The sequence below is a fragment of the Gordonia alkanivorans genome (assembly GCF_004011905.1).
Classification (GTDB): Bacteria; Actinomycetota; Actinomycetes; order Mycobacteriales; family Mycobacteriaceae; genus Gordonia; species Gordonia alkanivorans.
Genome location: NZ_CP027114.1, coordinates 1,428,483 through 1,453,278, shown reverse-complemented (window position 1 = coordinate 1,453,278; position 24,796 = coordinate 1,428,483). Strand labels below are relative to the sequence as shown.

The window sequence follows — 24,796 nt, the reverse complement described above, 5'->3', positions numbered from 1 at the left end:
GCGTCAGTGTGTGTCCAGTTAGCCCGAACAGCTTGACACCAGAGTAAGGATACGGCGAATTTTCGGGTGGTCCACGTCACACCCGAGGTGGACTCACCGCCCGTGAACTGGGCGGACGGTGCCGAATCTCGCATCCAGTCCGACGACTGGGTTAACGAACTCACTCACCTTCAAGCCCCGCCGGGGCGATGTCGCCGTGCCCGCTTCCCGGGCTGCTTCGTCGTGCCCGGAGACCATCGCCGAAAGGCAGTCGAAACATGCGTTTGTCGAACTCTCGAGGAGCCGGACGGCTGGCGGCGGTCGCCGTGGCCGCGGCGTGCATCTTCTCCGTCGTGTCATGTAGCAGCGACGACGGCGGATCGGATGGCTCCGCCGCGGATTCCAGCGGTACCAAGGCCTCCGGCGAAGCCATCAAGGTCGGATTGTTCAACCCCTCCAAGGGCCCGGCCACCCAGCCCGGTGTCACCACCGGCAAGCAGGCGGCCGTGGACTAAATCAACAACCAGATCGGCGGCATCAACGGCCGCCCCATCGAGATCATCGACTGCGGTATCGACCAGACCGCACCCGAGTCGACGGTGTCGTGCGCCAACCAGTTCGTCGAAGCCGGCGTGGTCGCCGCGATCGACGGATTCAACGCCGAATCCGCTGCCGCCGTGCCGATCCTGACCGCCGCGAAGATCCCGCTGGTCGGCCAGATCCCGTTCAGCACCATCACCGGCGCATCGGCGGACAACCGTGTGTACTTCGGACCGCCGCCGGCCGCGTTCCTCGTCGGCTTCATGCAGCAGCTGAAGGCCGACGGCAAGAACTCACTCACGCTCGCGAATGCCGATCTGCCGCAGGCACATCAGGTCTTCGACGGACTCATGAAGCCGCTCGGCGCGCAGCTCGGCATCGAGGTCAAGTCGGTGTACTACCCGCCGGCCGGACCCAACTTCACGCAGCTGGCGAGCCAGCTCGCCGAGGGCAGTCCCGACGCGGCCGGTCTCATGACCGCACCCAACGACAACGTCTGCACCAAGCTCGCCCAGTCGCTGCGCTCGGTGAAGTTCGAGGGCACCATCTTCCTGGCCGCCTGCACCGACTTCATCGACACCCTCGGCCAGCAGGCCGTCGGCGCGCAGACGTATTCACCGTTCTGGCAGACGCCGGCGCTCGACTCCACCCCGGCCGAGGTCAAGGGCAACCTGGAGACCGCCCAGAAGTTCATCGACGACCAGAGCGGCACCGCCGGCTTCTACGCCTACGGCACCTTCTCGATCCTCGCCGACTTCGCGACCACCGTCGGCAACGCCGAGCTCAGCGACTACACCGGCCCGAGCATCCTCGGCGCACTGAAGGCGGTCAAGGACTACCAGTCCTTCATCGGACCGAAGCTCAACTGCGGCAAGCCGACGAGCCCGAACTGCACCACCGAGATGCTGCTGTTCAACGTCGTCGCCGACAAGAAGACCGAGCCCGCCACCGGGGGATTCATCACCCCGCTCCCGGCCGCGCTCGCGCTCATCCCGGGCGCCGCGTAACCGAGCACGACACGGTGGGGATGGGCCCCGCACCCGGGGCCCATCCCCACCACCCGCTCCCCGACCGTTCTCCCGGCTGACCCACCCACCCGTCCGCGCAATCCGTCCGCGTGAGATGCACACGCGCCGAACGAATGAGTACGCACATGGGCCAGTTCCTCCAGTTCGCCTTCCTCGGGCTAGCCGCGGGTGCCATCTACTCGGTACTCGCCTCGTCTCTGGTCGGCATCTACGCCGCCACCGGAATCATCAACTTCGCCCAGGGTGCCATCGGTCTCTACTCGGTCTATCTCGTCGCCGCGCTGCGCACCGACGGCAGTCTCGTCCTGCCCATCGGCACCCTGAGTATCGGCAGTGAGGACAACCCCACGTCGATGGAACTCGCTCTGGCCCTCGGCGTGGTCAGCGCGGTGGTCTGGGCCCTGCTCGCCCACGTCCTCGTCTTCCGTCCCCTACGACACGCGCCCGTGCTCGCACAAGTCGTCGCGTCGGTCGGCCTCATGCTCTTCCTCCAGGCCCTCGTCCAGCTGCGTTTCGACACGGAAAATCTGTTCGCCCAGTCGATCCTGCCCGAGGACACCGTCGACATCGCCGGTGCCGTCGTCAACGTCTCCGACCTGATCCTGGCCGGTGTCGCCATCGCGGTGTCCCTGCTGCTGTGGGCCTACTTCCGTCTCACCACGCTCGGGGTCGCGACGCGCGCCGGATCCGAGGACGAACTGGCCGCCCGCCTGTCCGGCTACTCCCGCGACCGCCTCGCCGCCATCGTGTGGGTCATCACCGGCGCGGCCACCGGCCTCATCGTCGTGCTGGCCTCGTTCACCATCGGCCTGACGGTCACCAGCTACACCTTCTTCGTCATCCCGGCGCTGGCGGTCGCACTCGTCGGACGGCTCACCTCCTTCGGGGTCGCCTGCGCGGCAGGACTAGTTGTACTGACCCGGGACGTTAGGTACAGAGTTCGGCGAGTCGACGTGACATAGGGAAGACCTCCGAGTGAGGTGTGGAGCTGTCTAAGAACCGCTCCTCAACCCGGAGGTCTTCATGTCCCACCGTAATTCACCGCTGTCCCCGACTGGCCGGTTGCGTCTGGCTCGGTGTGTTGTGGACGACCGGTGGCCACTGCGCCGCGCAGCTGACCGGTTCAACGTGTCAGTCACCACGGCCAAGCGATGGGCGGATCGCTACCGCGACCACGGGCCGGCCGGAATGGGTGATCGGTCCAGCCGGCCCCGATCGTGTCCGCATCGCACCAGCCGGCGCCGGGAACGCCGGGTCGTCGGGTTACGCGTCTCCCGCCGCTGGGGGCCAGCCCGGATCGGATACCACCTGGGGTTGAACGTCTCCACGGTGCACCGCATCCTCACCCGCTACGGCTGCCTACGACTGTCGTGGATCGACCCGGCAACCGGGGCGCCGGTACGTGCCCGCAGACGCGAGATTCGCCGGTACGAACACCAAGCGCCCGGAGACTTGATCCACGTCGACATCAAAAAGCTCGGCAGAATCCCCGACGGCGGTGGACATCGCGTACACGGCCGCGCCCAGGGCACCCGCAACTCCAGTGCCCACCGCGAGCCTGGACGAACCCGCAAAGTTGCTGGCCGCCCCAACCTGGGGTACGCGTATCTGCATCACGCCGTCGACGACCACTCCCGCTACGCCTACTCCGAGATCCTCGCTGATGAGAAGAAGGAAACCGCGACCGCGTTCATGACTCGGGCGTTGGCGCACTTCGCCTCGATCGGTGTCACCACCGCGCGAGTGATGACCGACAACGGCTCTTGTTACCGGTCCCGAATATTCCGGGACTTGTTGGACGAAAACGGGATTAAGCACAAGTGGACCAGACCGTACCGGCCGCAAACCAATGGCAAGGTCGAACGATTCAACCGGACCCTCCAGGAGGAATGGGCCTACGCCCGTCCCTACCTCAGTGAAACCGAACGCGTCGCAGCCTTCCCCGAGTTCCTTCGCATCTACAATCACGAACGCGGCCACACCGCACTCCGAGGCAACTCACCCGCCGACCGCGTACCCAACCTGGCGGGTCAGAACAACTAGTGCTCGGCGCCTTCCAGTCGGTGATTTCGTGGCTCGCCACCGAGGCCTGGTGGCCGGAGTGGGCGCAGGCCGGTCTCGGCGACGCCGTGCCCTTCGTCATCGTGGTGATCGCGTTGTTCCTCCTCGGCGGACGAATCCCGTCGCGCGGCTCGCTCGGCGAGGTACGCATGCCTGCGGTGCGCATCCCCCGCATCCGGGTCATCCCGACCGTGGCGATCGTCGCGGCCGTCGTCCTCGCCATCCTGCTCACCTCCGGCACCTGGCGGTTCGGCGTGGTCACCTCGGTGATCCTCTCGCTCATCGCGCTCTCGCTGGTCCTGCTGACCGGTTACCTCGGCCAGATCTCGTTGGCGTCCATGGCCTTTGCCGGCGCCGCCGGATTCGTCCTGTCGAAGCTGACCACCAACTGGAATGTGCCGTTCCCGTTCAGCATGCTGTTCGCCGCACTGATCGCGACGGGACTCGGCGTGCTGGTCGGCGTGCCGGCCCTCCGTATCCGCGGCGCGCAGCTCGCAGTGGTGACCCTGGCCGCGGCACTGGCGATCCAGAGCTTCGTGTTCAACAACCCGGCCATCACCGCGTTCGAGGGCAACATGATCGCCGACCCGACACTCTTCGGCATCGACCTCGGTGTGCGCGACGGCACCAACCTCGTCACCCTGCGGTTCGCGCTGATGGTTCTCGTCGTCGTCGCGATCGCCACCCTCGTGGTCCTTCGGTTCATGGGCGGCTCCACCGGCCGCGCCTTCCTCGCGGTTCGCTCCAACGAACGCGCGGCGGCATCGGTCGGAATCAACGTCGCCGCAACCAAACTCCTCGGCTTCGCCCTGTCGGCCTTCCTGGCCGGCATCGGTGGCTGCCTGATCGGCTACAGCCGCGGCCAGCTCTCGGCCGGCTCGTTCACCGTGATGATCGGCCTGACGCTGCTCGCGATGACCTACGTCGGCGGAATCACCTCGTTCGCCGGCGCCGTCATCGCCGGCATCATCGGCCCGCTCGGCGTCGGTTATGTGTTCCTCACCCAGACACTGAGTTTAGGCGAGTACTACGAACTGATCGCCGCGGGCAGCCTTCTGCTGATGGCGGTGATGAACCCCGTCGGCGTGGCCGGCGCGGCGTCCGAACTCGGCGACAAGATCCGGGCCCTACGGCACCGCCGAGAACCGGATCCAAAACCCGAGGCGCCCGGTGCGGCGCAGAGCGCGGAGGCAGGTGTCCATGTCTGAGTCGACCGTCCTGGAACGGACCACCCTGCTCCAGACCGGCGGGCTCTCCGTCCGCTACGGCGGTGTCAGCGCCAACACCGACGTCGACATCACCGTCGGCTCCGGCGAGATCGTCGGCCTGATCGGCCCCAACGGCGCGGGCAAGACCACCTTCGTCGACGCCGTCACCGGGTTCACCAAGGCCACCGGCACCGTCTCGCTGGCCGGTGAACGCCTCGAGAAGGCCTCGCCGCATCGTCGGCGTAGAGCCGGAATGGCACGCACCTGGCAGGCCGGCGAGCTGTTCACCGACCTCACCGTCTCCCAGAACCTGGCCGTCGCCGTGCAGCCCGTCGGCCTGCGCGCGATGGTGTCGGACGTGCTCAACGGTTCGCGGCCACCCGCCGAGACCATCGACCACGCACTCGATCTCGTCGGTCTGCGCGACGCCGCCGATCAGCGTCCCGGCGAACTCACGCTGGGACAACAGAAGTTGGTGGGCGTCGCCCGGGCCCTGGTCGGCGGGACCCGACTCGTCCTGCTCGACGAGCCGGCGGCGGGCCTCGACACCCACGAGAGCCGCGACTTCGGTGCCGAGCTGCGGCGCATCGCTGCCACCGGCATCGGCATCCTCCTCATCGACCACGACATGTCGCTGGTCCTCGACGTCTGCGACCGCCTCTACGTGCTCGACTTCGGGAAGGTCATCGCCAGCGGCACACCCGCGGCCATCCAGGACGATCCGGCGGTGATCTCCGCTTACCTGGGAAGCCCGGAGGTGGACCCGGATGCGGTGGCCGAGCTCGATGCGGCCGGGTCATCCGGTGGGCCAACCGATCTCGCGACCGGAACCGAACCGACCACGACCGCCGCGCCCGAGGAGAACCGATGAGCACGCCGAACGACGCCTCCTCGGCGTCCCCCGTCCTCGAACTCGACGACATCACCGTCGGCTATGGCGGTGTGCCGGCCGTGCGCGGTCTGAGCGCCTCGGTCCGCGCCGGGGAGATCCTGGCCCTGCTCGGCCCCAACGGTGCAGGCAAGACGACCACTCTGCTCGCCACCGTCGGCGCCCTGCCGTTGATGTCGGGCAGCGTGACCGCGCTGGGCGAACCGATAGACCATCACATCGAACGCAACGCCCGCCGCGGCGTGACCCTGGTCCCCGACACCCGCGGCCTCTTCCACAAGCTGTCGGTATCGGACAATCTGCGACTCGCGAAGCGCAAGAACGGAACCGATCTCGACACAGTCTTCGGGTACTTCCCGAAACTGAAGACCATGCGCTCGCGGCAGTGCGGCAATCTCTCCGGCGGCGAACAGCAGATGCTCGCCCTGGCCAAGGCACTCCTCGCGCGTCCGCGCGTTCTGCTCATCGACGAGATGAGTCTCGGCCTGTCTCCGGTCGCCGTGCAGGATCTGCTCCCGCGGCTCCGCGCCTTCGCCGACGAGCACCAGATGGCGGTCGTCCTCGTCGAGCAGCACATCGACCTCGCCCTCGGGATCGCGGACTCGGCGATCGTCCTCCATCACGGCCGGGTCGCACTGTCGGCGAGTGCCGCCGACCTGCGCAGCCGTCGGGACATGGTGGAGGCCGCATACTTCGGTCGCACCATAGAGGAACAGGCCTCCTGAGACCGGCCGAAGAACGCCACCACCGACGAATCCGGGGACGCCGTGGTCACGGTCGACGATCCGAACACCCAAGATCCGAACACCCACGATCCGAACGGGCACGATCCCAACGGGCGAGGGCCCGGCCGGTCCGCTCGGCGCCGCACCGGCCAGGACCGTCCGGCACGCAGCACCCGGAATCGTCCGACCGACGAACAACTGCTCGATGCCGCCTGCGAGGTGATCGCCGAGGTGGGCGCCGACCGGGCGACGATGACCGCGATCGCCGAACGCGGTGGCACGACACGGGTGACGCTCTATGCACACTTCGGGTCCCGCGATGAGCTCGTCGCCCGCGTGATCAACCGCGAGCTCGACATCTTCACCTCGTTCATGTTCCGCGTCTACGACGAGAGCGAGGACATGCCCTACGGGGCGCGGGCCCGCCATTCGGTGCAGTGCCTGTTCGACTACGCCCGGAACCATCCCGCCGGCCTGCGGGTGCTCATGGGACACAGTGGGGGCGGCGGTAGCAACCGGCGCCTGTATGCCGCACTCGAACCGAGGATCTCCGCGCGGTTGCGGAAGAACTACGCCGAGCGCGGTGCCGACATCTCCGCGGGCGCGGACACGCTCGCGTCTCTGCTGCTGGGCATGAGTCTCGACGTCGCGCATCGTGCGCTCATCGTCGACGGCGCCGGCATCGACGAGGCCTGCGACCTCGCGATCACCGCCACCATGGCCGTGCTCCGCGACGTCCGGCCGGAGCAGCTCCAAGCGCTCGACGCGTCGCTCGACCAGCGCTGACACCCCATTCAAGAACTCTGTCCAAGACGGTCCAAGGTCCGGACAAGTCGACCCCAAGTTCCCCACAAGCGGACCGGGCGATTCTTTCTCCTGTCACACGAACCCCCGCGGTCGAACCGCCTCCGGGCACCCCGGACGACGACCGCCCAGGAGAGGAAACCCCATGTCCCGCCCGCAGAACACCCAGCCCGACACCGACCACCTCGCGACCGAGCAGATCGACACCCTGCACAACACGGAGATCGGCCCCATCTCCGGCCCCCGCCGGCCGCTGTGGCAGATCGGTCGCCGCGCCACCGTCATCGTCGCCTGTCTGGGCTTCACCGCCCTGACGGCCTGCAGCTTCAGCATCGGCTCCCAGACCGTCGAGGAGGCCTCCGACATCGACGTCGGCGAGTGCCTGCAGATCGGTGACGAGGCCGGCGAGGGCAAGGTGGAGGCCACCAAGGAGGACTGCGAGGGCACCGAGGGCCTCACCTTCTTCGCCGCCGACAAGGTGGCGTCCGACGCGGAATGCACCGCCGACTACACCTCGACCCTCACCTTCTCCGGCGGAGACCAGAAACTGTGCATGACACCGAACTTCGCGACCGACACCTGCTATCAGATCCCGCTCAACGGCGGAAAGCTCGCCGACTACCGCGAGGTCGAATGCGGCGCATCCCCGGTGGACAACACGGTCATCGCCAAGACTGTCAGCCGCGGCGACGGATCGATCGGCTGCCCCGATGACCAGACGAAGTGGACCTTCACACAGCCCACCTCGATCGGCTACTGCCTGACCGAGGACGTCACCGCCGCAGGCGCATTCGGCGGCTGAGCGGTCGGCCCGGCAACCGGCGGCTGGCCCGACGATGCGGAGTTCGCGGCCGCATCGACCAGACCATGGGTGACCCGGTAGTCGTCGCGCATCCGGGCCATCTCGGCATCGCGCACGCGGTAGGCCTTCTCGATCCGTGCACGAGCGCGCCGTGAGCCGCCCAGACGCTGTGCCGAGCCGGCCAGCGCGAGGGACGGACCGACCCGGCCGAGAAGGTGCTTGATCTTCCCGTCCGGGATGCCCAGGGCATCGGCGTCGTCATCGCCGATGAACACCCGCTGCAACCCGTACATGAGGTTGGTGGCCAATCGATCTCGCAGGATGCGCGGGCCGGGCAGTACGTTGGCGAGCTCAGGGACGAGGTAGTCCTCGGTGAGCGCGACCACGAAGTCGTGATCGTCGGGCCCGGGTCCCGGTGACGTCAGGCGGTACAGCTCTTCGATGCGGACATGATCGGCCTCGCACGTCGGGCCGAGTTCGGGACTCATCCCGACGACATGGCCGACGTAACGCCAGAGGTGGTAGATGTCCTCGAGCTCACGGTCGGTGAACCGGACCCCGAGGGTGTGCATCGCGTCGATCGCGATGTGGCCGAACTCGGCGATCGTGAACGCCATGTACGGCTGCGGAATCGGTACACCCCAAGCATTTTCGTTCCAGTCGCCGCGCTTCCACAGCATCTGCCGGACGTGCGCGTGGATCATGCGGACGCGCACGGTGTAGGCGAAACCGTCTCCGTCGCGTCGCATCCCGCCCGGGGTGATGACCTGACTCAGCCACTCCCCCACCTCCACCGACCGCATCGCCGGCTGCGACACATAGCGTCCGGTGATCGCAAGGGGTTTGGCGGCGATCGTGTTTCCCGCGCCGCGCACCAGCGAAGCCGCGCCCAGCACGATGCCGAGCGGCGCGGTGTTGACGATGAGCGCGTCCGCGGCCCGGGCCATCCGATCGTGGTCGACCCAGTCCGGCTCGTCGTCGAGAAAGGCGAACAGCGCCCGCATCGACTCGGTGGACTCGTCGAGCGATCCGATCCCGTGGGCGAGCGCTCTCCGGAGCACGGTGGTCGTGGACCCGCCCGGATGCGAGTCGGCCGCCACCGCGTCGGCGAGGGGATCGGCGAGCCACATCTGGTCGAGCCAGACTCGTCCGGCCTCCCCGTATCGCTGTACGGCCAGGTCGGCGTTCACCAGATCAGTGGGTATCCGCTCCATGACTCAATGAGAACAAGTGCGTGCTCACTTTCCGTTCGTTTTTCCCGCGCCGGCCGAGAGCGACCTCAGAGACTGCGCTGCTCCGCGTATTCGGCCATGGCCGCGCGCTCGCCGTCGTGATCCGGATAGAAGAAGAAGACGATGGCGGCGCCCACCAGCACGATCGCCGCGGCGGCACCGTAGGCGCGGTTGTCCCCGTGCACGAAGGCGTCCCGGGCGGCGCCGATGATCTGATCGGCGTACTGCGGATACCGCTCGGCGAGCACCTCGGCGCTCGAGAAGGACTTGGTGAGCGCCGCCTCGGTCTGGTCGGTGACCTGATCCGCCTGCGGGGAGTTCGCGATCGTCTCCCGCAACTGGTTGGCGTAACCGGCCGTCAGGATCGCGCCGAGCGTCGACTGCAGGATGGCTCCGCCGAGGTCACGCTGCAGATCCGACATGCTCGACGCCATGCCCGCCCGCTGGACGGGCACCGATCCGGTGAGCGACTGCGACGCCGGGGTGCCGGCCAGGCCCACGCCGATGCCGACGAGGACGTAGACGAGCCCGACGTGCCAGAAGTGGGCGTGTTGATCCCAGGTGAGCATCGCGAACACCAGCCCGAGCACGATGAAGGCGTACCCGGACAGCAGGGTGAACCGTGATCCCATGCTCTGCACGAGTTTGGCCGACCGCGGTGCGACGACGACCATCGCGCCGGCGGCGGGCAGGATCGTCGCGCCCGCGGCGAGAGTCGAGTAGCCGAGCACGTTCTGCATGTACTGCTGGCCGATGAACATCGCGCCCATGAGCGTGCCGAAGACGATGAGCCCGCCGAGCGCCGCGACCCAGAAGGTGCGTCGGGATGCAATGCGGAGGTCGAAGAGCGGAACACGCACGCGCAGTTGCCGCCACACGAATCCGGCACCGGCGACGATCGCGATCGCGGCGAGGATGTAGACCTGCAGCCGCTGATCGCTGTTGGGGGCGAAATTGATGGCGAGGACCAGCGCCCCGACCATCACGATCGAGACGATGCCGCCGAGGTTGTCGACGACCGCCGCCTCGTCGCCGGTGTCGTCGGGCACCAGCCTCCATGCCGCCGCCAGCGCCAGGACCGCCAGCGGCAGGGTCACCAGGAACACCGAATGCCAGTCGAACACCTCCAGCAGACCACCCGACATCACCGGTCCGAGAGCGGAGATCGCTCCGCCGAACGCCGACCAGGCGGCGATCGCCCGGGTGCGTTTGGGACCCGACCACAGCGCGGTGATCACCGCGAGGGTCGTCGGGAAGGCCAGGCCGGCCGCGATGCCGCCGACCAGACGGGCACCGAACAAGACCTCGACGTTCGGCGCGAAGCCGGCCACGAGCGACGCCGGGATCGACAGAGCCATGCCGAACACGAGCATCCGCTTGCGGCCGTGGCGATCTCCCAGCGCACCGAAGTACAGCACCGACGCCGCGAGACCCAGCGAGTACCCGACCGCGATGAGGTTCAGCTGCGTCGAACTGGCGTCGAGATCCTTGCCGATGTCGGGCAGCGCGACGTTGGCCACCGCGAGGTTGATGTTGGCCACGCCCGCGACGAGGATCAGCGCGACGAGGATCGCACGCGCGCGTGCCGGTGCCGTACCGGTGTCAACCTCGGGCGTCGTCGACGTCATCGGTGAATCGTACGTGCGGAATCACTGCCCGAGCAGGACTCCCGCGCGTCAGCGGCACGGAATTGCCACGTCCCGGGGACCATCGGCCCCGGGACGGGAGAGTCGTGCCGTCAGATGCAGATGTTGAACGACAGCGAACCCAGCGGGACTCCGAAGCAGAGCGCCACGGACCCCACGACGGGTTGCGCCTCGACCGGCGCCGCTGCGGCGGTGGGCGCACCGGCGAGTGCGAGTGCGCCGGCCGCGGCGACAGTCGTGATCCCGACAGTCAGACGACGAGTGATCTTGGATGTGTACATAGCGAGCCCCCTCGAGCACGTTTCCCCCGCACCGAACCCGCTCACGTGACCCATCGCCGCAGGTGGTGCTAGGTTTCGAGTCTACGCCGACAGGGCCGGAGATCGTGTCGCACATCTGGGGGACACGGGTGGAACCGGTCCGTGGACCGGGCTCAGAGGCTGATCCGCAGACCGTCCCACTCGTGGTCGTGCATGAACCCCTCGGCGAGCCCGACCCGGTACTTCAGACAGCTGCGGAGGATGCCCGCGTAGGCGAACGGGAGCAGGACCGCCGGCTTCTGGTCGCCGGACCGGGTGATCACATCCGACGCGCCGCGGAAGTCGCGTGCGAACTGACGGAACGACCGGCCGTTGCGAGAGGGCGCACGCCATCCGTAGAGCATCATGCCGACACCGATCATCTTGTCGACACCGGGTGCGGGAGTGATGATCTCGGTGTCGGGGTCGGAGGTGCCGAGGAAGGCGCGGTCTACGCCGTCCTCCGGAGAGAACATCATGATGCCGCTCGTCGCGCGCGGATTGCACTCGATGCAGAACAGGTCCTCGTCCGGTCCGTCCTCGATGAAGTCGAAGCCGATCTGCCCGGTGAAGTTGACGCGCTCGACGATGTCGGCGACCCACGCCTGGATGCGCGGGTGGTCGACGGACCGGAAGTTCAGGCATGAGCTGCCGTCGATGGCGTAGTCGACCGGATAGGTGGCGTGCGCGTAGATCCGGCCCTCATGGCACACCGAGTAGGTGCAGTACTTGTCGCCCGAGACCCATTCCTGTGCAACCCACGGGTTCTGTTCGTCGTGCTCGAGCCAGGTGAGCGGGTCCCCCGGCTGCACCTTGTGCACCTTCTGCGAACCGCGCGAGTAACACCGCTTGAGCGCGAAGGGCTTGTCGAAGTCGAGTGAACCCGCGTCCTCGGGGCCGGCGACCCGCGCGAATGTGCGGGTGGGGATACCGAGTTCGACGAGCAGTTCCTGGAATTCGTACTTGTGGTGCAGCCGGTTCTCGATGTCGAAGTCGGAGAGGAAGAGCCGACACGTCGGCGGGAACAGTTCGGCGAGCATCGCGATGATGTCGGTTTCCTCGTGCACCGGGATCACCATGTCGACGTCGTTCTCCTCGACGATCCGGGCGAGGGCACGACAGTATTCGAGGGGCTCGAACTTCGGCGGCGGAACACGGTGGAATTCGCCTACCGCGTTGGAGAATCTGCTGATGGCGACGGGAATAGAGTCGACGGTCGTCACGCGATGGCCACCCGCAGCCATGAGTCGTGCGAGTTCCAGGGAGAGGAACGACCGACCGAAGGTGATCAGTACATGAGCTCGTCCGGCGCTGTCCACCCGACAGAGTCTAGGGGGTACTCCGGACCCTGACGCGCCACGTCGGCCCTACGCCTGTTGAATGGAATCGGACACTACGGGATTATTCGGTATCTATCTGTCGGTTCGTCCTGTTAGTTTCCGCACGACCGGGCTTTTGTGCCGGTCGAGCCTGTGGTGGCAGGCAGTCGGATTGGGCGACGGACCGGATGACCTCGAGAACCCGGGGTTCCGGACCGAGTTGGAGGAGGCATGCAACTGTTCGTGGTCGGCGTCATCGCCGCATGCCTTGCCGCTGTCGCCTACGGGATGTCGACGGTGCTCCGCGCGCTCGGCGCGCGTCGTGTCGCCGCGGCAGCCGCCGAAGAGGGTAAGGGCATCACCACCGAGACGGGTGCTCCCACCATCTCCTCGACGATGTCGACCTTCGTCGATCCCGCCTTCATCCTCGGCACCACGATGGTCGTCTTCGGCTTCGCCGGCGGGGCACTCGCCGCGCGGTTCCTCCCGCTCTTCCTGTCGCAGACCATCGTGTCGGCGAACCTCGTCGTCACCGCACTCCTCGGCACGATCATCCTCAACATCGCCCTGCACACCCGCGAATGGGTCGCCATCTGGCTCGTCGTCATGTCGCTGTGCCTGCTCGGTGTCTCCTCGTCGCATCACACCGGCGGCGGCGAAGAGGTCGGTTTCCACTGGGGTCTGTTCCTCGCCACCGTCGCGCTGTGCGCCTTCGCGCTCGTCGCCGTCTACAACCTCGGTTCGGCCGCCGGCGCCATCGTCGGCGGCGCCGCCGCGGTCTGTTGTTCGGCATCATCGCCATCGCGGTCCGCATCCTCGACGGCGTCCAGCCGTTCGATCCCGTTGCGTTCCTGACCGACCCGGCGGCGTGGACCATCGCCGCAGCGGGCGCGGTCGGCTTCTACATCCAGACCGTCGCGCTCCAGCTCGGCGCGGTCAACGGCGTCACCGCCGTGCTGGTGGTCGGCGAGACCGCCGGACCCAGCCTGGTGGGTGTGGTGTTCCTCGAGGACACGGCCAAGCCCGGACTCGGCTGGCTTGCGATCCTCGGCTTCGTCGGCGCCGTCATCGGTGCCGTGCTGGTGGCGTGGTACGGCTCGGTCGACCCCGACCACCTCGGTGAGGCTCCGCCGATGAAGGGCGGCTGGCGTCGCGGCCGCGAGGAGCCGGAGTATTCCGACCCAGAGAAGTCCGAACCCGGCGCGTTCGAGGCGGAGGCCTTCGAGGCGGAGTTCCGAAGTGGACCGGGTGATCCCGACTCGCGCGACGACGACGCAGGGTTGCGTCCGGACGGCTCCGCGTCCGGCGATCGATCCGTCGGCAGCCGGGACTCGCGGCACAACTGATCGCGAGCGTCCATCGCCGCGAAAGTGGTTGACACCCGTTCCGCCGGTGGAGAAGGTGGGGTGATGACGCCCACAGCGACCACGTCGCTCTCCCGCCTCGCCTACGAGACCCTCGAGCCCTTCCACATTCTCGCGTACTTCAACCCGGGACTCGGCCCCGCACAAGAGGACACCGGTCTCGACGGCCACGCCTTCTACGTGGGCGCACGCGGAGCTCCCCTCGGCCCCTGCGCCGCCCCGGTCGTCTCCGCCGCGTTCTACAACTTCAACCCCGACCTGGTCGCCAAGTCCTGGCACGCCGCGGTCGACGCAGGCCTCGACCGAGTCCACGAACGTCGCAACGCGATGCTGGATGACTCCCTGCGGCAGATCCTCGGCGATTCCGCCGACGACGCCCTCCTCGACGAACTCGCCTCCGGGTACACCCGGCTCGCCGCGGACCTTCCGCTCGGCGGTCGTCCCCTCGCTGCGGCGTGGGCGTCGGCGCCGATCCCGGAGACACCGCGCCTGAGGTTGTGGCAGGCGACCGCTGTACTGCGGGAGTGGCGGGGCGACAACCACATCGCCGCCCTCGTCCTGCACGGACTCAACGGCTTCGATGCGGCGGTCTTCCACGAGGCCCAGCTGCCCGACCCGACGGTCAAACGCAAGGTCATGGGCAAGCGCGTCGTGCTGCTCACGCGTGGCTACACCGAACAGGACTGGGAGGACAGCATCGACCGACTGGCGGAGGCGGGCCTGGCCGAACGGACCGAGGACGGCCATCGACTCACGGCACAGGGTGCCGCGGTGTACGACGACATCGAGGCGACCACCGACGCCGCGGGCGAGTCGCTGTGGTCGGGCAACTCCGAGTTGCTCGAACGGACCCGTCCGATCGTGAAGGCCGTGCTCGATGCCGGCGTCCTGCCCGGAACGAGGCGCAAGTGAGCAATCACAACGAAGACGTCCGCGAGATCGAGAACCTCAAGTACCGCTACCTGAGGGCACTCGACACCAAGGACTGGAAGACGTTCGCGTCGACGCTCACCGAGGATGTGACCGGCAACTACGGTGCGAGCCTGTCCTTCGCCAACCGGGACGAGCTCGTGGGGTACATGGAGGCCAACGTCGGTCCGGCGGTCATCACCGAGCACCGCGTGAACCACCCCGAGATCGAGGTCTCCGGCGACACCGCCCGCGGCCGTTGGTATCTGCAGGACCGCGTGATCGTCGCCGAGTTCTCGTTCATGCTGATCGGAGCCGCCTTCTACGAGGACACCTACCGCCGGACCGAGGACGGCTGGCGCATCAGCGCCACCGGTTACGACCGCACCTACGAGGCCACCATCGGACTGGCCGATCTGCCGAGCTTCAAGCTCGAGGTCGGTCCCGCGGTGCACCTCTGAGGACACCCGACATGTCCGGCCGCGTCTTCCCCGACCGAATCGCGGCGGGACGTGCCCTCGGCGCCCGGGTCGCGGAGGTCCTGCGGTCCCGGGAGGACACCCACGCGGCCAGGCCGGTGGTCATCGGCCTGGCGCGCGGCGGGGTGCCCGTGGCCCGTGAGGTCGCCGATGCGACGGGCGGCGACCTCGACGCCCTCGTCGTACGCAAGATCGGCGCACCGGGACACGAGGAGTTCGCGATGGGCGCCCTGACCGCCGGCCATCTCGTGGTCAACGACGACATACCCCGCCGGTTGGGCGTCTCGCGTGCCGAGTTCGACGCGGTAGCCGACCGGGAACGTCGCATCCTGCACAACCGCGAGGAGCTCTATCGCGGCGGACGGCCACCGGTCGAGGTCGAGGACCGGGTCGTGGTGTTGGTCGACGACGGTCTCGCCACCGGCTCGACGATGGCGGTGGCCATCGACGCGATGGATGCCGCCGGTGCCGCACGGTTGATCGTGGCCGTACCCACGGCACCGTCGGATTCGGTCGGCCGCCTCATCGATCGGGGCGTCGACGACGTCGTCGTACTGACCACCCCGGAACCGTTCGAGGCGGTCGGACTCTCCTACGACGACTTCAGTCAGGTCGACGACGAAGAGGTGATCGAGTGCCTGGAGCGCGATCACCGTCCTTGAGCAACAGCTTGGCGATGCCCTCACGGTCGGTGACGTCGAGTTTGGTGGACGCACGGTAGATGTGCCCCTCGACGGTGCGCACAGAAACGGTGAGCCGCTCCGCGATCTCCTTGTTGGACAGGCCTGCCGCAACGAGATTCGCGATCTCGCGTTCACGTGAGGTCAACGGGAGCGGTTGTGCGGCGGTGATGAGCGCGGGCGTGCGCAGACCGCCGCATTCCGAGGCGAGTCGGTTGGCCACCGCCGCCGAGGCAACGGTCGCCGACCTGCTGCCCGCCGAATCATGCAGCACACTCGCCTGCGCGGCGGCGTCGGCCGCCGACAACCGAACGCCCAGTGACTCGAAATCGGCTGAGCACAGGTCGAGTTCGACGGCGTCACCGGCAGCGAGCGCGATGGCGTGCCGGGCGTACAGCGGTGCCAGTGGGCCGTCGACGAGTCCGGCGAGTTCGGTGAGTCGCTGGGCGACGGTGGCGTCACCGAACCTGGCCGCCGAGTGCAGCGCCTCCGCCTCGATGGCAAGTTGTTCTGTCTCCCTTGTCTCTTCGGCGGTTCGACGGAGAAGCGCGACGGCCGGCGTGATGGTGCCGGCGGCCGCCGACTGCCAGGCCTGCGCAATGGCCAGCATCGGACCGAAGATCGCGACGTGCCTGCCGTACCGGGCCCTCGCCTTCTCCAGCACCTCGGCGGCACGGTCGACCTGACCGAGTGCACTCAGTGCCTGGATCAAGAAGATGTGGGCCGGGAAGTTCCAGGACTCCGAGAACTCACCGCTGTCGAGGGTGGCGAGGGTCTGCTCCATCCGCCGGGTCACCGAGACGCATGCGCCGCGCGAGAGTTCCACGGCGGCAACGAGAATCTCCGACATGGCCCAACCCAGGTACTGCGCGGTCTGGGGGCCGTCAGGAAGCGCCCGGCGGCAGTGTCCGCGTCGTCGAGCCGGCCGGTCAGCGTGAGGGCGAGGATCTCGCCGAAACCCGTCGGGAACCGGAGGAGTCCGTCGACCTCCACCTCACGCGAGTGCGCGGCCAGGGCCTCCACCTCGTTCCCGCGGCCTGCGACTGCTCGCGCGAGAGAACCACCGAACACGGCCCACTCGATCGCCCACGGAAGTTTGCGCTTCTCGGCGAAGACACTGTCCGACAACGCGATCGCCTCACCGATCCGGTTCTCGAACAGCGCGCAGGCCGAGGCGATGCCGGTGACGATGGGCACGAGCGCGGGCTGCATGTCCCGCTTGCGCAGCATCTGCAGGATCTCACCGGCACGGTCGGCGTCGCCCAGGGCCCAGAACGCGTTGCCGATCCGCAGATTCCCCCAGAGCAGGAGTTGCGCCTCGTCCAGATCGTCCGGGGAGAACCGCGACAGGATCTCCTCGGCCTCGTCGGGATGGCCCTGCCACATCCGGGCGCGTGCGAGCAGTTCGGCGACGTCGACCCCGGCGCCCTCGTCGAGGGCCGCCCGCGCGAACCGTTCACCGAGTGAGGTCTGCGCGAGTTTGAGGGCGTCGCTCGCCGCGGTGCGAACGAGCGACAGATCGATCTCGACGTCGCTCTCGATCGCGAGGTCGGCGAGCCTGATCCGCTCGGCGGGCGTGTCGGTGGGGCGGGATCGCAGCGCCTCGACGAGGTTGCCGCGGAGTCGTCGGGACGACACCATCCCGAGTCTGCGGCGGATCACCTCGCCGAACAGCGGGTGGTGGAAGGCGACATTCAACCGGCGGCCGTCGCGCGTGATGCGGACGAGGCCGGCGATCTCGGCCTCCTCCACGGCCTCCTCGCCGGCGAGTTCGGCGAGCACGTCGATGTCGAGCGGTTCACACAGGCTCAGGTACTTGAGCGCGCTGAGGACCGACGCATCGAGTTGTTCGATCCGCCCCTCGAGCAGCGATGCGAGTTCGGAGGTGATGGCCGCGCGGCCGCGCAACTGCCAGACCCCGTTGACCTGTCGCAAGGTGTTCGCTTGGCGGGCGCCGTCCACGAGATGCCGCAGGAACAGGGCGTTTCCACCCGATGCCTCCCACATCAGGGAGGCCGAATGCTCTTCGAGCTGCCCACCGAGGACGGATTCGATCAGCTCGACGCTCTGCTCTTTGGTGAACGGCGACAGCGTGATCCGGGTGAGGTGATTGTCCTTCCACAGGGCGGTGACGGCGTCCGGCACCGCCTCCCCGCTCCGGACGGTCGCCACGATGTGCACCGCACGGTCGATCGCGAGCTGATGCAGCAGGGTGGCCGACAACTCGTCGAGCAGATGCGCGTCGTCGACTCCGATGACGACATCACCGTCGGCGAGCAGAGATTCCCGGGCGGCCGCCAGATAAGTGACCGGATCGCTCGACGTCGCCGGACCGACCAGGTGGGCGAAGACCCCCAACGGAATCGATCGTGCCGACTCGGTCCCGGCCACCCAGCGCACGCCGGTCGGCAGTTCGGCGGTGACATGCCGGGCGAGGGTCGTCTTGCCCACCCCCGAATCGCCGGTGAGCACGACCCCGCATCCGTTCGTCTTTCCACTGAGTGCGGCGAGGATCGTGCGGAACTCACGCTCACGCTCGACCATCGGCCAATTTGTGGACATGCCACTGAATTTTAGTCCGCGGCGGCCTTCGGCGGGCTGCGCGAAGGATCGTCAATCGTCATTCGGCCGCCGAATCGCACCTCTCTCGGCGGCCGTTCCGGGTCACAGGACGTATGAGCAGATCCGCAAACTACGCATCCCGGGCACTGGTCACGACAATTGCGATCGTCAAGAGGATCGCGGTGACCACCGCGAAGTACGCCAAAGAGCCGTAGGCGTTCCAGTGGAAGGTGGGGTCGCCGCCGGACAAGAAGTTCCAGCCGTTGAGGAACGGCAGGAACGGCGTGATGTTCTCGCCGATACGCGGGAGCACCGACAGGATGCGTTCGAGCGCGAACATCCATCCCAGCACGATCGCCACCGCTCCGGCGGAATGCCGTACGAGAGCACCCACCGAGAGCCCGATCAGTGCGCACAGCATCGCGAAAACCGGCGTGCCCCAGAGCTGTCGTATCGTGTCCGGACCACCGAGCGCGATGCCGTTACCGGTGAGCGCCTGCCCCAGAACGACACCGAGGAGCCCCACGATCGCGGCCACCACGAAGGTGAGTCCACCGAACACGACGGTCTTCGCGAGGATCACGAGGGGCCGTCGGGGTACTGCCGCGAAGGTCGGCCGGATGGTGCCGAACCGGTATTCGGTGGTCACGCCCAGGACGGCCATGATCGCGAAGACCGCGGCCCCGAACTGGTTGACGCCGACCAGGTAGTCGATGGTCCGGGTGTCTACCGACGCCGAGTCGGCGTAACCGCCCGACAGCAGCCAACCGAGCAGGACCGCAACGCCGATGCCGAACAGGACCACCATCGCGAGGCACCAGTACGGGGCACGGGTGCTCGACAGCTTGATGCGTTCGGCGTCAACCGCCGCGAGCGCCTGGCCGATCATCGCCGGCTCCCTTCCGGGGTGCCCGGACCGGATTCGACGGACCGGAAGCCGTCGCCACCGTGATAGTCGACGGCGTGGGCGGTCATCGACATGAACACCTCCTCCAGCGAGGCCGATTCGGCGGCGAGCTCGTGCAGCGTCACGCCGGCCGCGGCGGCGATGTCCCCGACGCGGTCGGTCGTCGTGTCGGGTACCCGCATCACCGGCCGCCCGTGGGTGTCGGGTGCACCGGGCGCCGGCGCGAGGCCGGCCTTCGCCAGTGCGGTGTGCAGCTTCTCGAGTTCGGGTCCGCGCACCCGCACCGATTGCCGGGCCCGGCCGGTGAACTCACCGACCGAGCAGTCGGCGATGAGACGCCCACGACCGATGACGACGAGATGGTCTGCCGTCAGCGACATCTCGGTCAGCAGATGGCTGGAGACGAGTACGGTGCGGCCTTCGGCGGCCAACTGCCGCATGAAGCCCCGAATCCACACGATGCCCTCGGGATCGAGCCCGTTGACCGGTTCGTCGAACAACAGGGTGTGCGGGTCGCCGAGCAGCGCACCCGCGAGTCCGAGCCGCTGCGACATACCGAGCGAGAACCCACCGGCACGCTTCCCGGCCACCGACGCCAGGCCGACGATCTCGAGCACCTCGTCCACCCGGGACTTCGGAATCCGATTGCTCGCGGCGAGCCAACGCAGATGCGAACGCGCACTCCGATTGGGGTGGACCCAGTGTGCGTCGAGCAGCGCACCGACCTGGCGCAGCGGATGGTCGAGATCGCGGTACGGCACGTCGTCGATGATCGCGGTCCCCGACGTCGGACGGTCGAGTCCGAGCATCATGCGCATCGTCGTCGACTTACCAGCACCGTTGGGCCCCAGGAAGCCGGTGACCCGCCCCGGCCCCACCTCGAAGGTGAGGTTGTCGACGGCGCGCTGACTCCCGAAGTCCTTCGTCAGATTCGTTACCCGCAACACGAGTCGACCATAGCCGCCGACCGGGGGTGCGCCGGGTGGTTGCGACACACCGGGCCCTCGAGGCTCGTCGCTTGCGCTCCCGCACCTCAGGCAGCAAAGGGCGGGTCGGGCAGCAGGCAGTTGCGTGGGATCAGCCCCGCTCCGGCGTCGGCGACGATGCCCGCGCCCAGAACCGTTTCGGGATGCGACCCGCCCGTGCGGCGAGTCGTCCGGCGATCACCGCATGCCGCATCGCGGTCGCCATTCGCTCCGGATTCTCCGCACGGGTGACGGCGGTCGCGAGAAGCACTCCGTCGCAACCGAGTTCCATCGCACAAGCGGCGTCGCTGGCGGTGCCGATACCGGCGTCGAGGATCACCGGGAGGGGATCGTCGAAGGCCGTGGAACAGTGGTCGATGATCATCTCGATGTTGTGCGGGTTGAGGATTCCGAGTCCGGTCCCGATCGGTGAGCCGAGTGGCATGACCGCGGCGACGCCGAGGTCGGCGAGTCGCGCAGCGAGGACCGGGTCGTCGTTGGTGTAGGCGAGCACGACGAATCCGTCCGCCACCAATGCGGCTGCGGCGTCGACGAGTTCGACGGCATCCGGCATCAGGGTGCGTTCGTCGGCCACCACCTCGAGCTTCACCCAGTTCGTCTCGAACGCCTCGCGGGCCAACTGCGCGGTGAGCACCGCCTCGGCGGTGGTGTGGCATCCGGCGGTGTTGGGCAGGACCGCGATGTCCAGGCGGCGCAGCAGGTCGAACACCCCCGTCCCCGACGCGGCGTCGACGCGACGCACGGCGACGGTCGTGAGTTCGGTACCCGACGCGACGAGTGCACGCTCGAGGGACGCGAGATTCGTCGCGCCACCGGTTCCGGTGATGAGGCGGGAGGAGAACTCGCGGCCGGCGATCCGAAGCGGGTCCGCCTCGGAAACGTCTGCGCCGTCGATGATGCCGGACTCAGCCACCTTGCACCGCCGTCACGATCTCCACTACGGCTCCCGAGGTCATCGTGTGTTCCGACCATCGTCCTCGCGGTACGACTGCGCCGTCGACGGCCACCGCGATCCCGCGGTAAGGCAGTCCGAGGCGGGTGACGACATCCTTCACCGACTCGTCGTCGCCCACGTCGAGGTTCTCTCCGTTCACGGTGATGGTCACGCGGATGCTCCTTCCAGAATCCCGAGCACCCTGTCCGCCGTGCCCGGTGCGAGAACGATGCCGTTGCGGCCGTGGCCGGTCGCGACCACTGTACGGTCGTCGATCCGCTCCACGATCGGCAGTCCGTCGGCGGTGCACGGCCGTAGTCCGGCGCCCGCCTCGGTCAGTTCGTAGGTGCGCAGTCCCGGCATGACCTCGATCGCGTCGGCGAGCAGATCGGCGACGCCACCTGCCTGCGGAGTGCGGTCGCCGAAGTCACCGGCCTCGTATTGCGTTGCGCCGACCACGATCCCGTCCTCGCGCGGGACCAGGTAGACCGCCCGGCCGTGGAGCCGGGCCCGGACCACGTGGCCGGGCGGCGGAACCGACCACCGTGTCCGGCGCAAGCGGAGGATCTCCCCCTTGGCCGCGTGGAGGGGCACCTCGGGAAGCAGTGCCGCCGTGGCGATTCCGGCGGCGAGAAGGATCTGATCTCGCGGGCCGGCCTGTTCGCGGACGTCGGCGAGGCTCTCCACCCGTGCATCCATGAACCGCACCCCGACCGCGGCCCCGGCGCTGCGCAGGGTCGCCAGCAGCCGTCGGTTGTCGATCGACCACTCCCCGACCGCCCGGTAGCCGCCGACGAGCCGCGAACTCAACGACGGCTCCAGGGAACGGATCTCACGACCCGTCACCGTGCTGAGCGTGGCGTCGGTGCGCGGCTGATTGGCCCAGACGAAATCGGCGAGATGGCGCAGGTACTCGGCGTCGGCTGCCGAACCGGCGACGAACAGGGAGTCGGTGGCCGTCACGATCGCGGGGTCGTCGAGCCGCTTCACCAGCGTCGGCCAGCGCCGCACCGATTCGACCGACAGCGCGAGCGCGGCCTCCTCCCCCGGATGTCCCTCGCCCAGCGAGCCGAGCATCCCGCCCGCAACCCATGAGGCCCGCTCGTCGTGACCGGCGTCGACGACGAACACCTGCCAGCCGGCGTCGGCGGCGGCGAGCGCACAGGTCAGACCGATCACGCCACCGCCGACGACGGTGAGCGCACGGTCGAGTCGTGCTGGGGTGTTGCTCAAGCCAGATCACCTTCCTTCGCCGGAATGACCCGGATCAGGTTCGACGGTCTGCGGAGGGGTCCGCACTCTCAGCCCGCCTGCCCAGGCTCCCGTGTGTTCTCGCGGTCCACCCTACGCCCGGCCGGTCGACGCAGGGCTAGCCTGGTCGCCGTGACGACTGCTTCCGAATCGCGCCGCCGCCTTGATTCCGCCCGGCTCTATCTGTGCACCGACGCGCGACGCGAGCGCGGCGACCTGCTCGACTTCGTCGGCTCCGCCCTCGCCGGCGGCGTCGACATCGTGCAGCTACGCGACAAGGGGTCGGCGGGCGAGAAGAAGTTCGGCACGCTCGAGGCCCGTGAGGAGCTCGAGATCCTCGCCGCGCTGCGGGGCGTCGTCGACGCCCATGGCGCGTTGCTGGCGGTCAACGACCGCGCGGACATCGCCGCTCTCTCGGGCGCCGACGTCCTCCACGTCGGACAGGGCGACCTGCCGCCGGAGGTGGCGCGCCGGATCGTCGGCCCCGACACGATCATCGGGGCGTCCACCCACGACCGCGAGCAGGCCGCGGCCGCAACCGCCGACCCCGACGTCGACTACTTCTGCGTCGGCCCGTGCTGGACCACGCCCACCAAGCCTGGTCGCAGTGCTGCCGGCCTCGACCTGGTGACGACGACCGCCGGCGCCGCGCCCGGCAAGCCGTGGTTCGCCATCGGCGGCATCGACGCCCCGCGGGTGCCGGAGGTGACCGCCGCAGGTGCCCGCCGGATCGTCGTGGTGCGGGCGATCACCGCCGCCACCGATCCCGCTGCCGCGGCCGCCGACCTCCTCGGCCGGTGGTAGCCCAGGGGTGGTCCTCAGGGTCGGTTGTCAGAGTGGACTGCCGAGGCGGAATCCGTTTGCCTGATCCGGACACCGCGGTCTAGCCTGGACCGATCATGATGTGCATCAAGAGCGCGCTCGTAACCCGCCGCAGCGGGGTCTGATTCTGACCGACCCCCCGCTGCGGGTCGGTTGCACGCTCTTGTCGGTCATCCGTTCTTCGACCGAAATCGGCTTTCGAGATGCACCTTCTTCATCTGCCTCACCCATCCTTCTCACGACACGGGCACACGACCGCGCCGTCGGGAGATCCCATCACCGAACACTTCGGCCGTCCGCTGCCCGCGGGTATGCGCGAGGAGGCCATCGGGATGAGCTGGCAACACTTCACCGACGAGTACGCGGGCAACGGAGCCATCCGGCTCGGATCGTGGTCGGTCGCACCGGCGCGGCAGGACCTCGTCGAATGCCGCGCGACCATCGCGATCGCCGATCGCCTCATGTCGTGCAGCGCTGTCGCCGCCGGACCGCTCGGCGCGATGACGTCGATCCTGTACGACCTCGGCGCACCCGTTCAGATCCTGCGGCTGCACCAGCGCGAGGTCGACGGGGCGATCGCCACGTTCCTGCTGTGTGAGAACAACGGTCGGCAGGCGTGGGCCTTCGGCGAGGGCAGGACCGGGGACGAGGCGAACATCGCCGCGCTGATCTCCGGCGCCAACCGGCTGCTCAGCCCCTAACCCTGCGGGTCGAGTGCGGCGATCCGCTCGCGCAGGGTGGGCCAGGCCCGGCCGAACGCCGGATGCAGCGGGAGTTGATCGACGTGTTGTTCTTCGACCCAGCGCAGTTCCGTCGACTCGAAGTTGGCGACCGTGCGGACCGGCGCATCGGTCTCGGCGATGACCGTCGTGTAGGTCCAGCCGCCCGGTGACTCGTGAGTGACGACGGCGGCGACGACACGCAGGTCGGCGCTGTCGATGCCGGCTTCTTCCTCGGCTTCCCGCATCGCGGTGTCGATGGCGCCCTCGTGGGAGTCGCGCGCACCGCCGGGCAGGGCCCAGGTGCCGCCCTGGTGCGACCACGCGGCGCGATGCTGGAGCAGAACGCCGGTCGCGCCGTCGGTCAGCGGCGCCCGGAGCAGCAGACCCGCCGCGCCGTGAACACCCCAATACCGTGAACCGTCGGGATCGATCAGCCAGCCGTCGCCGTCTCCGCGCACCACGCCTCCTTGCCGCCCGACGAGCCGATCGCCGGATTTCCTCCACCGTAAGTGAGACACGCGCGACCTGCCAGGGCGATCACGAACCCGTCGGCGTGGCGACGGCGATGCCCGGAGGAACCCTCCCCGATGGCATAGGCTGAAACACGCACGACCCGGTGAGCGATGACCCTGATGAGTCATTTCTTCT

At 68.2% G+C, this 24,796-nt stretch carries 20 protein-coding genes, 5 pseudogenes and 1 riboswitch; of the genes and pseudogenes, 14 read left to right on the top strand and 11 right to left on the bottom strand.

Annotation, left to right across the window (positions count from 1 at the left end):
• Positions 1–257: 257 nt before the first annotated feature.
• The 8 genes and pseudogenes from C5O27_RS06630 (at position 258) to C5O27_RS06595 (ending at position 8,036) form a co-directional block, all read left to right on the top strand.
• Positions 258–1,526: pseudogene (locus C5O27_RS06630) on the top strand (ABC transporter substrate-binding protein).
• Positions 1,527–1,672: 146 nt separating this feature from the next.
• Positions 1,673–2,461, top strand: a pseudogene (locus tag C5O27_RS06625) (branched-chain amino acid ABC transporter permease); the annotation flags it as partial.
• 109 nt (positions 2,462–2,570) lie between these two features.
• Entirely contained in the window at positions 2,571–3,590 is a 1,020-nt protein-coding gene (locus C5O27_RS06620) for an IS481 family transposase (protein ID WP_127962234.1), read from the top strand.
• Positions 3,587–4,816, top strand: a pseudogene (locus C5O27_RS06615) (branched-chain amino acid ABC transporter permease); the annotation flags it as partial. The gene C5O27_RS06620 and the pseudogene C5O27_RS06615, both read left to right, overlap by 4 nt.
• A complete protein-coding gene (locus C5O27_RS06610; RefSeq protein WP_035753022.1) occupies positions 4,809–5,687 on the top strand; it encodes an ABC transporter ATP-binding protein in 879 nt (292 codons plus the stop codon). The pseudogene C5O27_RS06615 and the gene C5O27_RS06610, both read left to right, overlap by 8 nt.
• On the top strand, positions 5,684–6,430 hold the full coding sequence (locus C5O27_RS06605) for an ABC transporter ATP-binding protein (protein ID WP_035752968.1): 747 nt from the start codon (positions 5,684–5,686) through the stop codon (positions 6,428–6,430). The genes C5O27_RS06610 and C5O27_RS06605 overlap by 4 nt, the downstream gene beginning before the upstream one ends.
• A gap of 42 nt (positions 6,431–6,472) precedes the next feature.
• Positions 6,473–7,216 carry a TetR/AcrR family transcriptional regulator gene (locus C5O27_RS06600; protein WP_006357163.1) on the top strand — a complete coding sequence of 248 codons (744 nt, stop codon included), beginning with the start codon at positions 6,473–6,475 and terminating at the stop codon, positions 7,214–7,216.
• A 163-nt stretch (positions 7,217–7,379) separates the two neighbouring features.
• The gene (locus tag C5O27_RS06595) at positions 7,380–8,036 is read left to right on the top strand and encodes a hypothetical protein (RefSeq protein WP_035753024.1); all 657 of its coding nucleotides are present in this window, start codon (positions 7,380–7,382) and stop codon (positions 8,034–8,036) included.
• Here C5O27_RS06595 and C5O27_RS06590 read toward each other — a convergent pair.
• The 4 genes from C5O27_RS06590 to C5O27_RS06575 form a co-directional block, all read right to left on the bottom strand.
• Positions 7,988–9,250 (bottom strand): oxygenase MpaB family protein, encoded by a 1,263-nt coding sequence (locus C5O27_RS06590; protein WP_127962233.1) that lies wholly within the window; start codon positions 9,248–9,250, stop codon positions 7,988–7,990. The genes C5O27_RS06595 and C5O27_RS06590 overlap by 49 nt on opposite strands.
• Positions 9,251–9,315: 65 nt before the next feature.
• Complete coding sequence (locus tag C5O27_RS06585; RefSeq protein ID WP_035752973.1) at positions 9,316–10,896, bottom strand: MFS transporter; 1,581 nt, start codon at positions 10,894–10,896, stop codon at positions 9,316–9,318.
• Between the two features lie 110 nt (positions 10,897–11,006).
• Positions 11,007–11,195, bottom strand: coding sequence for a hypothetical protein (locus tag C5O27_RS06580; RefSeq protein WP_006357159.1), 189 nt, complete (start codon positions 11,193–11,195; stop codon positions 11,007–11,009).
• A gap of 152 nt (positions 11,196–11,347) precedes the next feature.
• Positions 11,348–12,532: an ATP-grasp domain-containing protein gene (locus C5O27_RS06575; protein ID WP_075863754.1), complete on the bottom strand. Its 1,185-nt coding sequence runs from the start codon at positions 12,530–12,532 to the stop codon at positions 11,348–11,350.
• 231 nt (positions 12,533–12,763) lie between these two features.
• On the opposite strand from C5O27_RS06575, the pseudogene C5O27_RS06570 reads away from it, so the two are divergent.
• From C5O27_RS06570 to C5O27_RS06555, 4 genes and pseudogenes are all read left to right on the top strand, one after another.
• A pseudogene (locus C5O27_RS06570) lies at positions 12,764–13,878 on the top strand (EamA/RhaT family transporter).
• A 63-nt stretch (positions 13,879–13,941) separates the two neighbouring features.
• Complete coding sequence (locus tag C5O27_RS06565; protein ID WP_035752978.1) at positions 13,942–14,808, top strand: SCO6745 family protein; 867 nt, start codon at positions 13,942–13,944, stop codon at positions 14,806–14,808.
• Positions 14,805–15,266, top strand: coding sequence for a nuclear transport factor 2 family protein (locus C5O27_RS06560; protein WP_006357155.1), 462 nt, complete (start codon positions 14,805–14,807; stop codon positions 15,264–15,266). Before C5O27_RS06565 ends, C5O27_RS06560 begins: the two co-directional genes overlap by 4 nt.
• 11 nt (positions 15,267–15,277) lie before the next feature.
• A complete protein-coding gene (locus C5O27_RS06555) occupies positions 15,278–15,946 on the top strand; it encodes a phosphoribosyltransferase (protein ID WP_035752980.1) in 669 nt (222 codons plus the stop codon).
• Here C5O27_RS06555 and C5O27_RS06550 read toward each other — a convergent pair.
• The 6 genes and pseudogenes from C5O27_RS06550 to thiO form a co-directional block, all read right to left on the bottom strand.
• A pseudogene (locus tag C5O27_RS06550) lies at positions 15,888–18,526 on the bottom strand (LuxR C-terminal-related transcriptional regulator). The gene C5O27_RS06555 and the pseudogene C5O27_RS06550 overlap by 59 nt on opposite strands.
• A gap of 130 nt (positions 18,527–18,656) precedes the next feature.
• Entirely contained in the window at positions 18,657–19,415 is a 759-nt protein-coding gene (locus C5O27_RS06545; protein ID WP_035753818.1) for an ABC transporter permease, read from the bottom strand.
• Positions 19,412–20,380: an ABC transporter ATP-binding protein gene (locus tag C5O27_RS06540; protein ID WP_127962232.1), complete on the bottom strand. Its 969-nt coding sequence runs from the start codon at positions 20,378–20,380 to the stop codon at positions 19,412–19,414. Before C5O27_RS06540 ends, C5O27_RS06545 begins: the two co-directional genes overlap by 4 nt.
• A gap of 130 nt (positions 20,381–20,510) precedes the next feature.
• Positions 20,511–21,332 carry a thiazole synthase gene (thiG, locus tag C5O27_RS06535; RefSeq protein WP_006357150.1) on the bottom strand — a complete coding sequence of 274 codons (822 nt, stop codon included), beginning with the start codon at positions 21,330–21,332 and terminating at the stop codon, positions 20,511–20,513.
• Positions 21,325–21,525, bottom strand: coding sequence for a sulfur carrier protein ThiS (thiS, locus tag C5O27_RS06530; protein WP_035753810.1), 201 nt, complete (start codon positions 21,523–21,525; stop codon positions 21,325–21,327). The genes thiG and thiS overlap by 8 nt, the downstream gene beginning before the upstream one ends.
• Positions 21,522–22,586 carry a glycine oxidase ThiO gene (thiO, locus tag C5O27_RS06525; RefSeq protein ID WP_127962231.1) on the bottom strand — a complete coding sequence of 355 codons (1,065 nt, stop codon included), beginning with the start codon at positions 22,584–22,586 and terminating at the stop codon, positions 21,522–21,524. The genes thiS and thiO overlap by 4 nt, the downstream gene beginning before the upstream one ends.
• A riboswitch (TPP riboswitch) is annotated at positions 22,580–22,689 on the bottom strand. Its footprint overlaps the gene before it by 7 nt.
• 47 nt (positions 22,690–22,736) lie before the next feature.
• Here thiO and thiE point away from each other — a divergent pair.
• Together thiE and C5O27_RS06515 are read left to right on the top strand one after the other, a co-directional pair.
• A complete protein-coding gene (thiE, locus tag C5O27_RS06520) occupies positions 22,737–23,408 on the top strand; it encodes a thiamine phosphate synthase (RefSeq protein ID WP_042375129.1) in 672 nt (223 codons plus the stop codon).
• A gap of 350 nt (positions 23,409–23,758) precedes the next feature.
• Positions 23,759–24,127, top strand: coding sequence for a hypothetical protein (locus C5O27_RS06515; protein WP_006357146.1), 369 nt, complete (start codon positions 23,759–23,761; stop codon positions 24,125–24,127).
• Here the strand turns inward: C5O27_RS06515 and C5O27_RS06510 are convergent.
• Positions 24,124–24,606, bottom strand: a complete 483-nt coding sequence (locus C5O27_RS06510) for an NUDIX hydrolase (protein ID WP_006357145.1) — start codon at positions 24,604–24,606, stop codon at positions 24,124–24,126. The genes C5O27_RS06515 and C5O27_RS06510 overlap by 4 nt on opposite strands.
• Positions 24,607–24,796 lie beyond the last annotated feature (190 nt).

Bases quoted from the DNA above. Each gene is read 5' to 3' on its own strand.
- C5O27_RS06555 (WP_035752980.1), top strand. From the start codon at position 15,278: ATGTCCGGCCGCGTCTTCCCCGACCGAATCGCGGCGGGACGTGCCCTC.
- C5O27_RS06565 (WP_035752978.1), top strand. From the start codon at position 13,942: ATGACGCCCACAGCGACCACGTCGCTCTCCCGCCTCGCCTACGAGACC.
- C5O27_RS06595 (WP_035753024.1), top strand. From the start codon at position 7,380: ATGTCCCGCCCGCAGAACACCCAGCCCGACACCGACCACCTCGCGACC.
- C5O27_RS06605 (WP_035752968.1), top strand. From the start codon at position 5,684: ATGAGCACGCCGAACGACGCCTCCTCGGCGTCCCCCGTCCTCGAACTC.
- C5O27_RS06580 (WP_006357159.1), bottom strand. From the start codon at position 11,195: ATGTACACATCCAAGATCACTCGTCGTCTGACTGTCGGGATCACGACT.
- C5O27_RS06620 (WP_127962234.1), top strand. From the start codon at position 2,571: ATGTCCCACCGTAATTCACCGCTGTCCCCGACTGGCCGGTTGCGTCTG.
- C5O27_RS06590 (WP_127962233.1), bottom strand. From the start codon at position 9,250: ATGGAGCGGATACCCACTGATCTGGTGAACGCCGACCTGGCCGTACAG.
- C5O27_RS06515 (WP_006357146.1), top strand. From the start codon at position 23,759: ATGAGCTGGCAACACTTCACCGACGAGTACGCGGGCAACGGAGCCATC.
- C5O27_RS06545 (WP_035753818.1), bottom strand. From the start codon at position 19,415: ATGATCGGCCAGGCGCTCGCGGCGGTTGACGCCGAACGCATCAAGCTG.
- C5O27_RS06610 (WP_035753022.1), top strand. From the start codon at position 4,809: ATGTCTGAGTCGACCGTCCTGGAACGGACCACCCTGCTCCAGACCGGC.
- C5O27_RS06585 (WP_035752973.1), bottom strand. From the start codon at position 10,896: ATGACGTCGACGACGCCCGAGGTTGACACCGGTACGGCACCGGCACGC.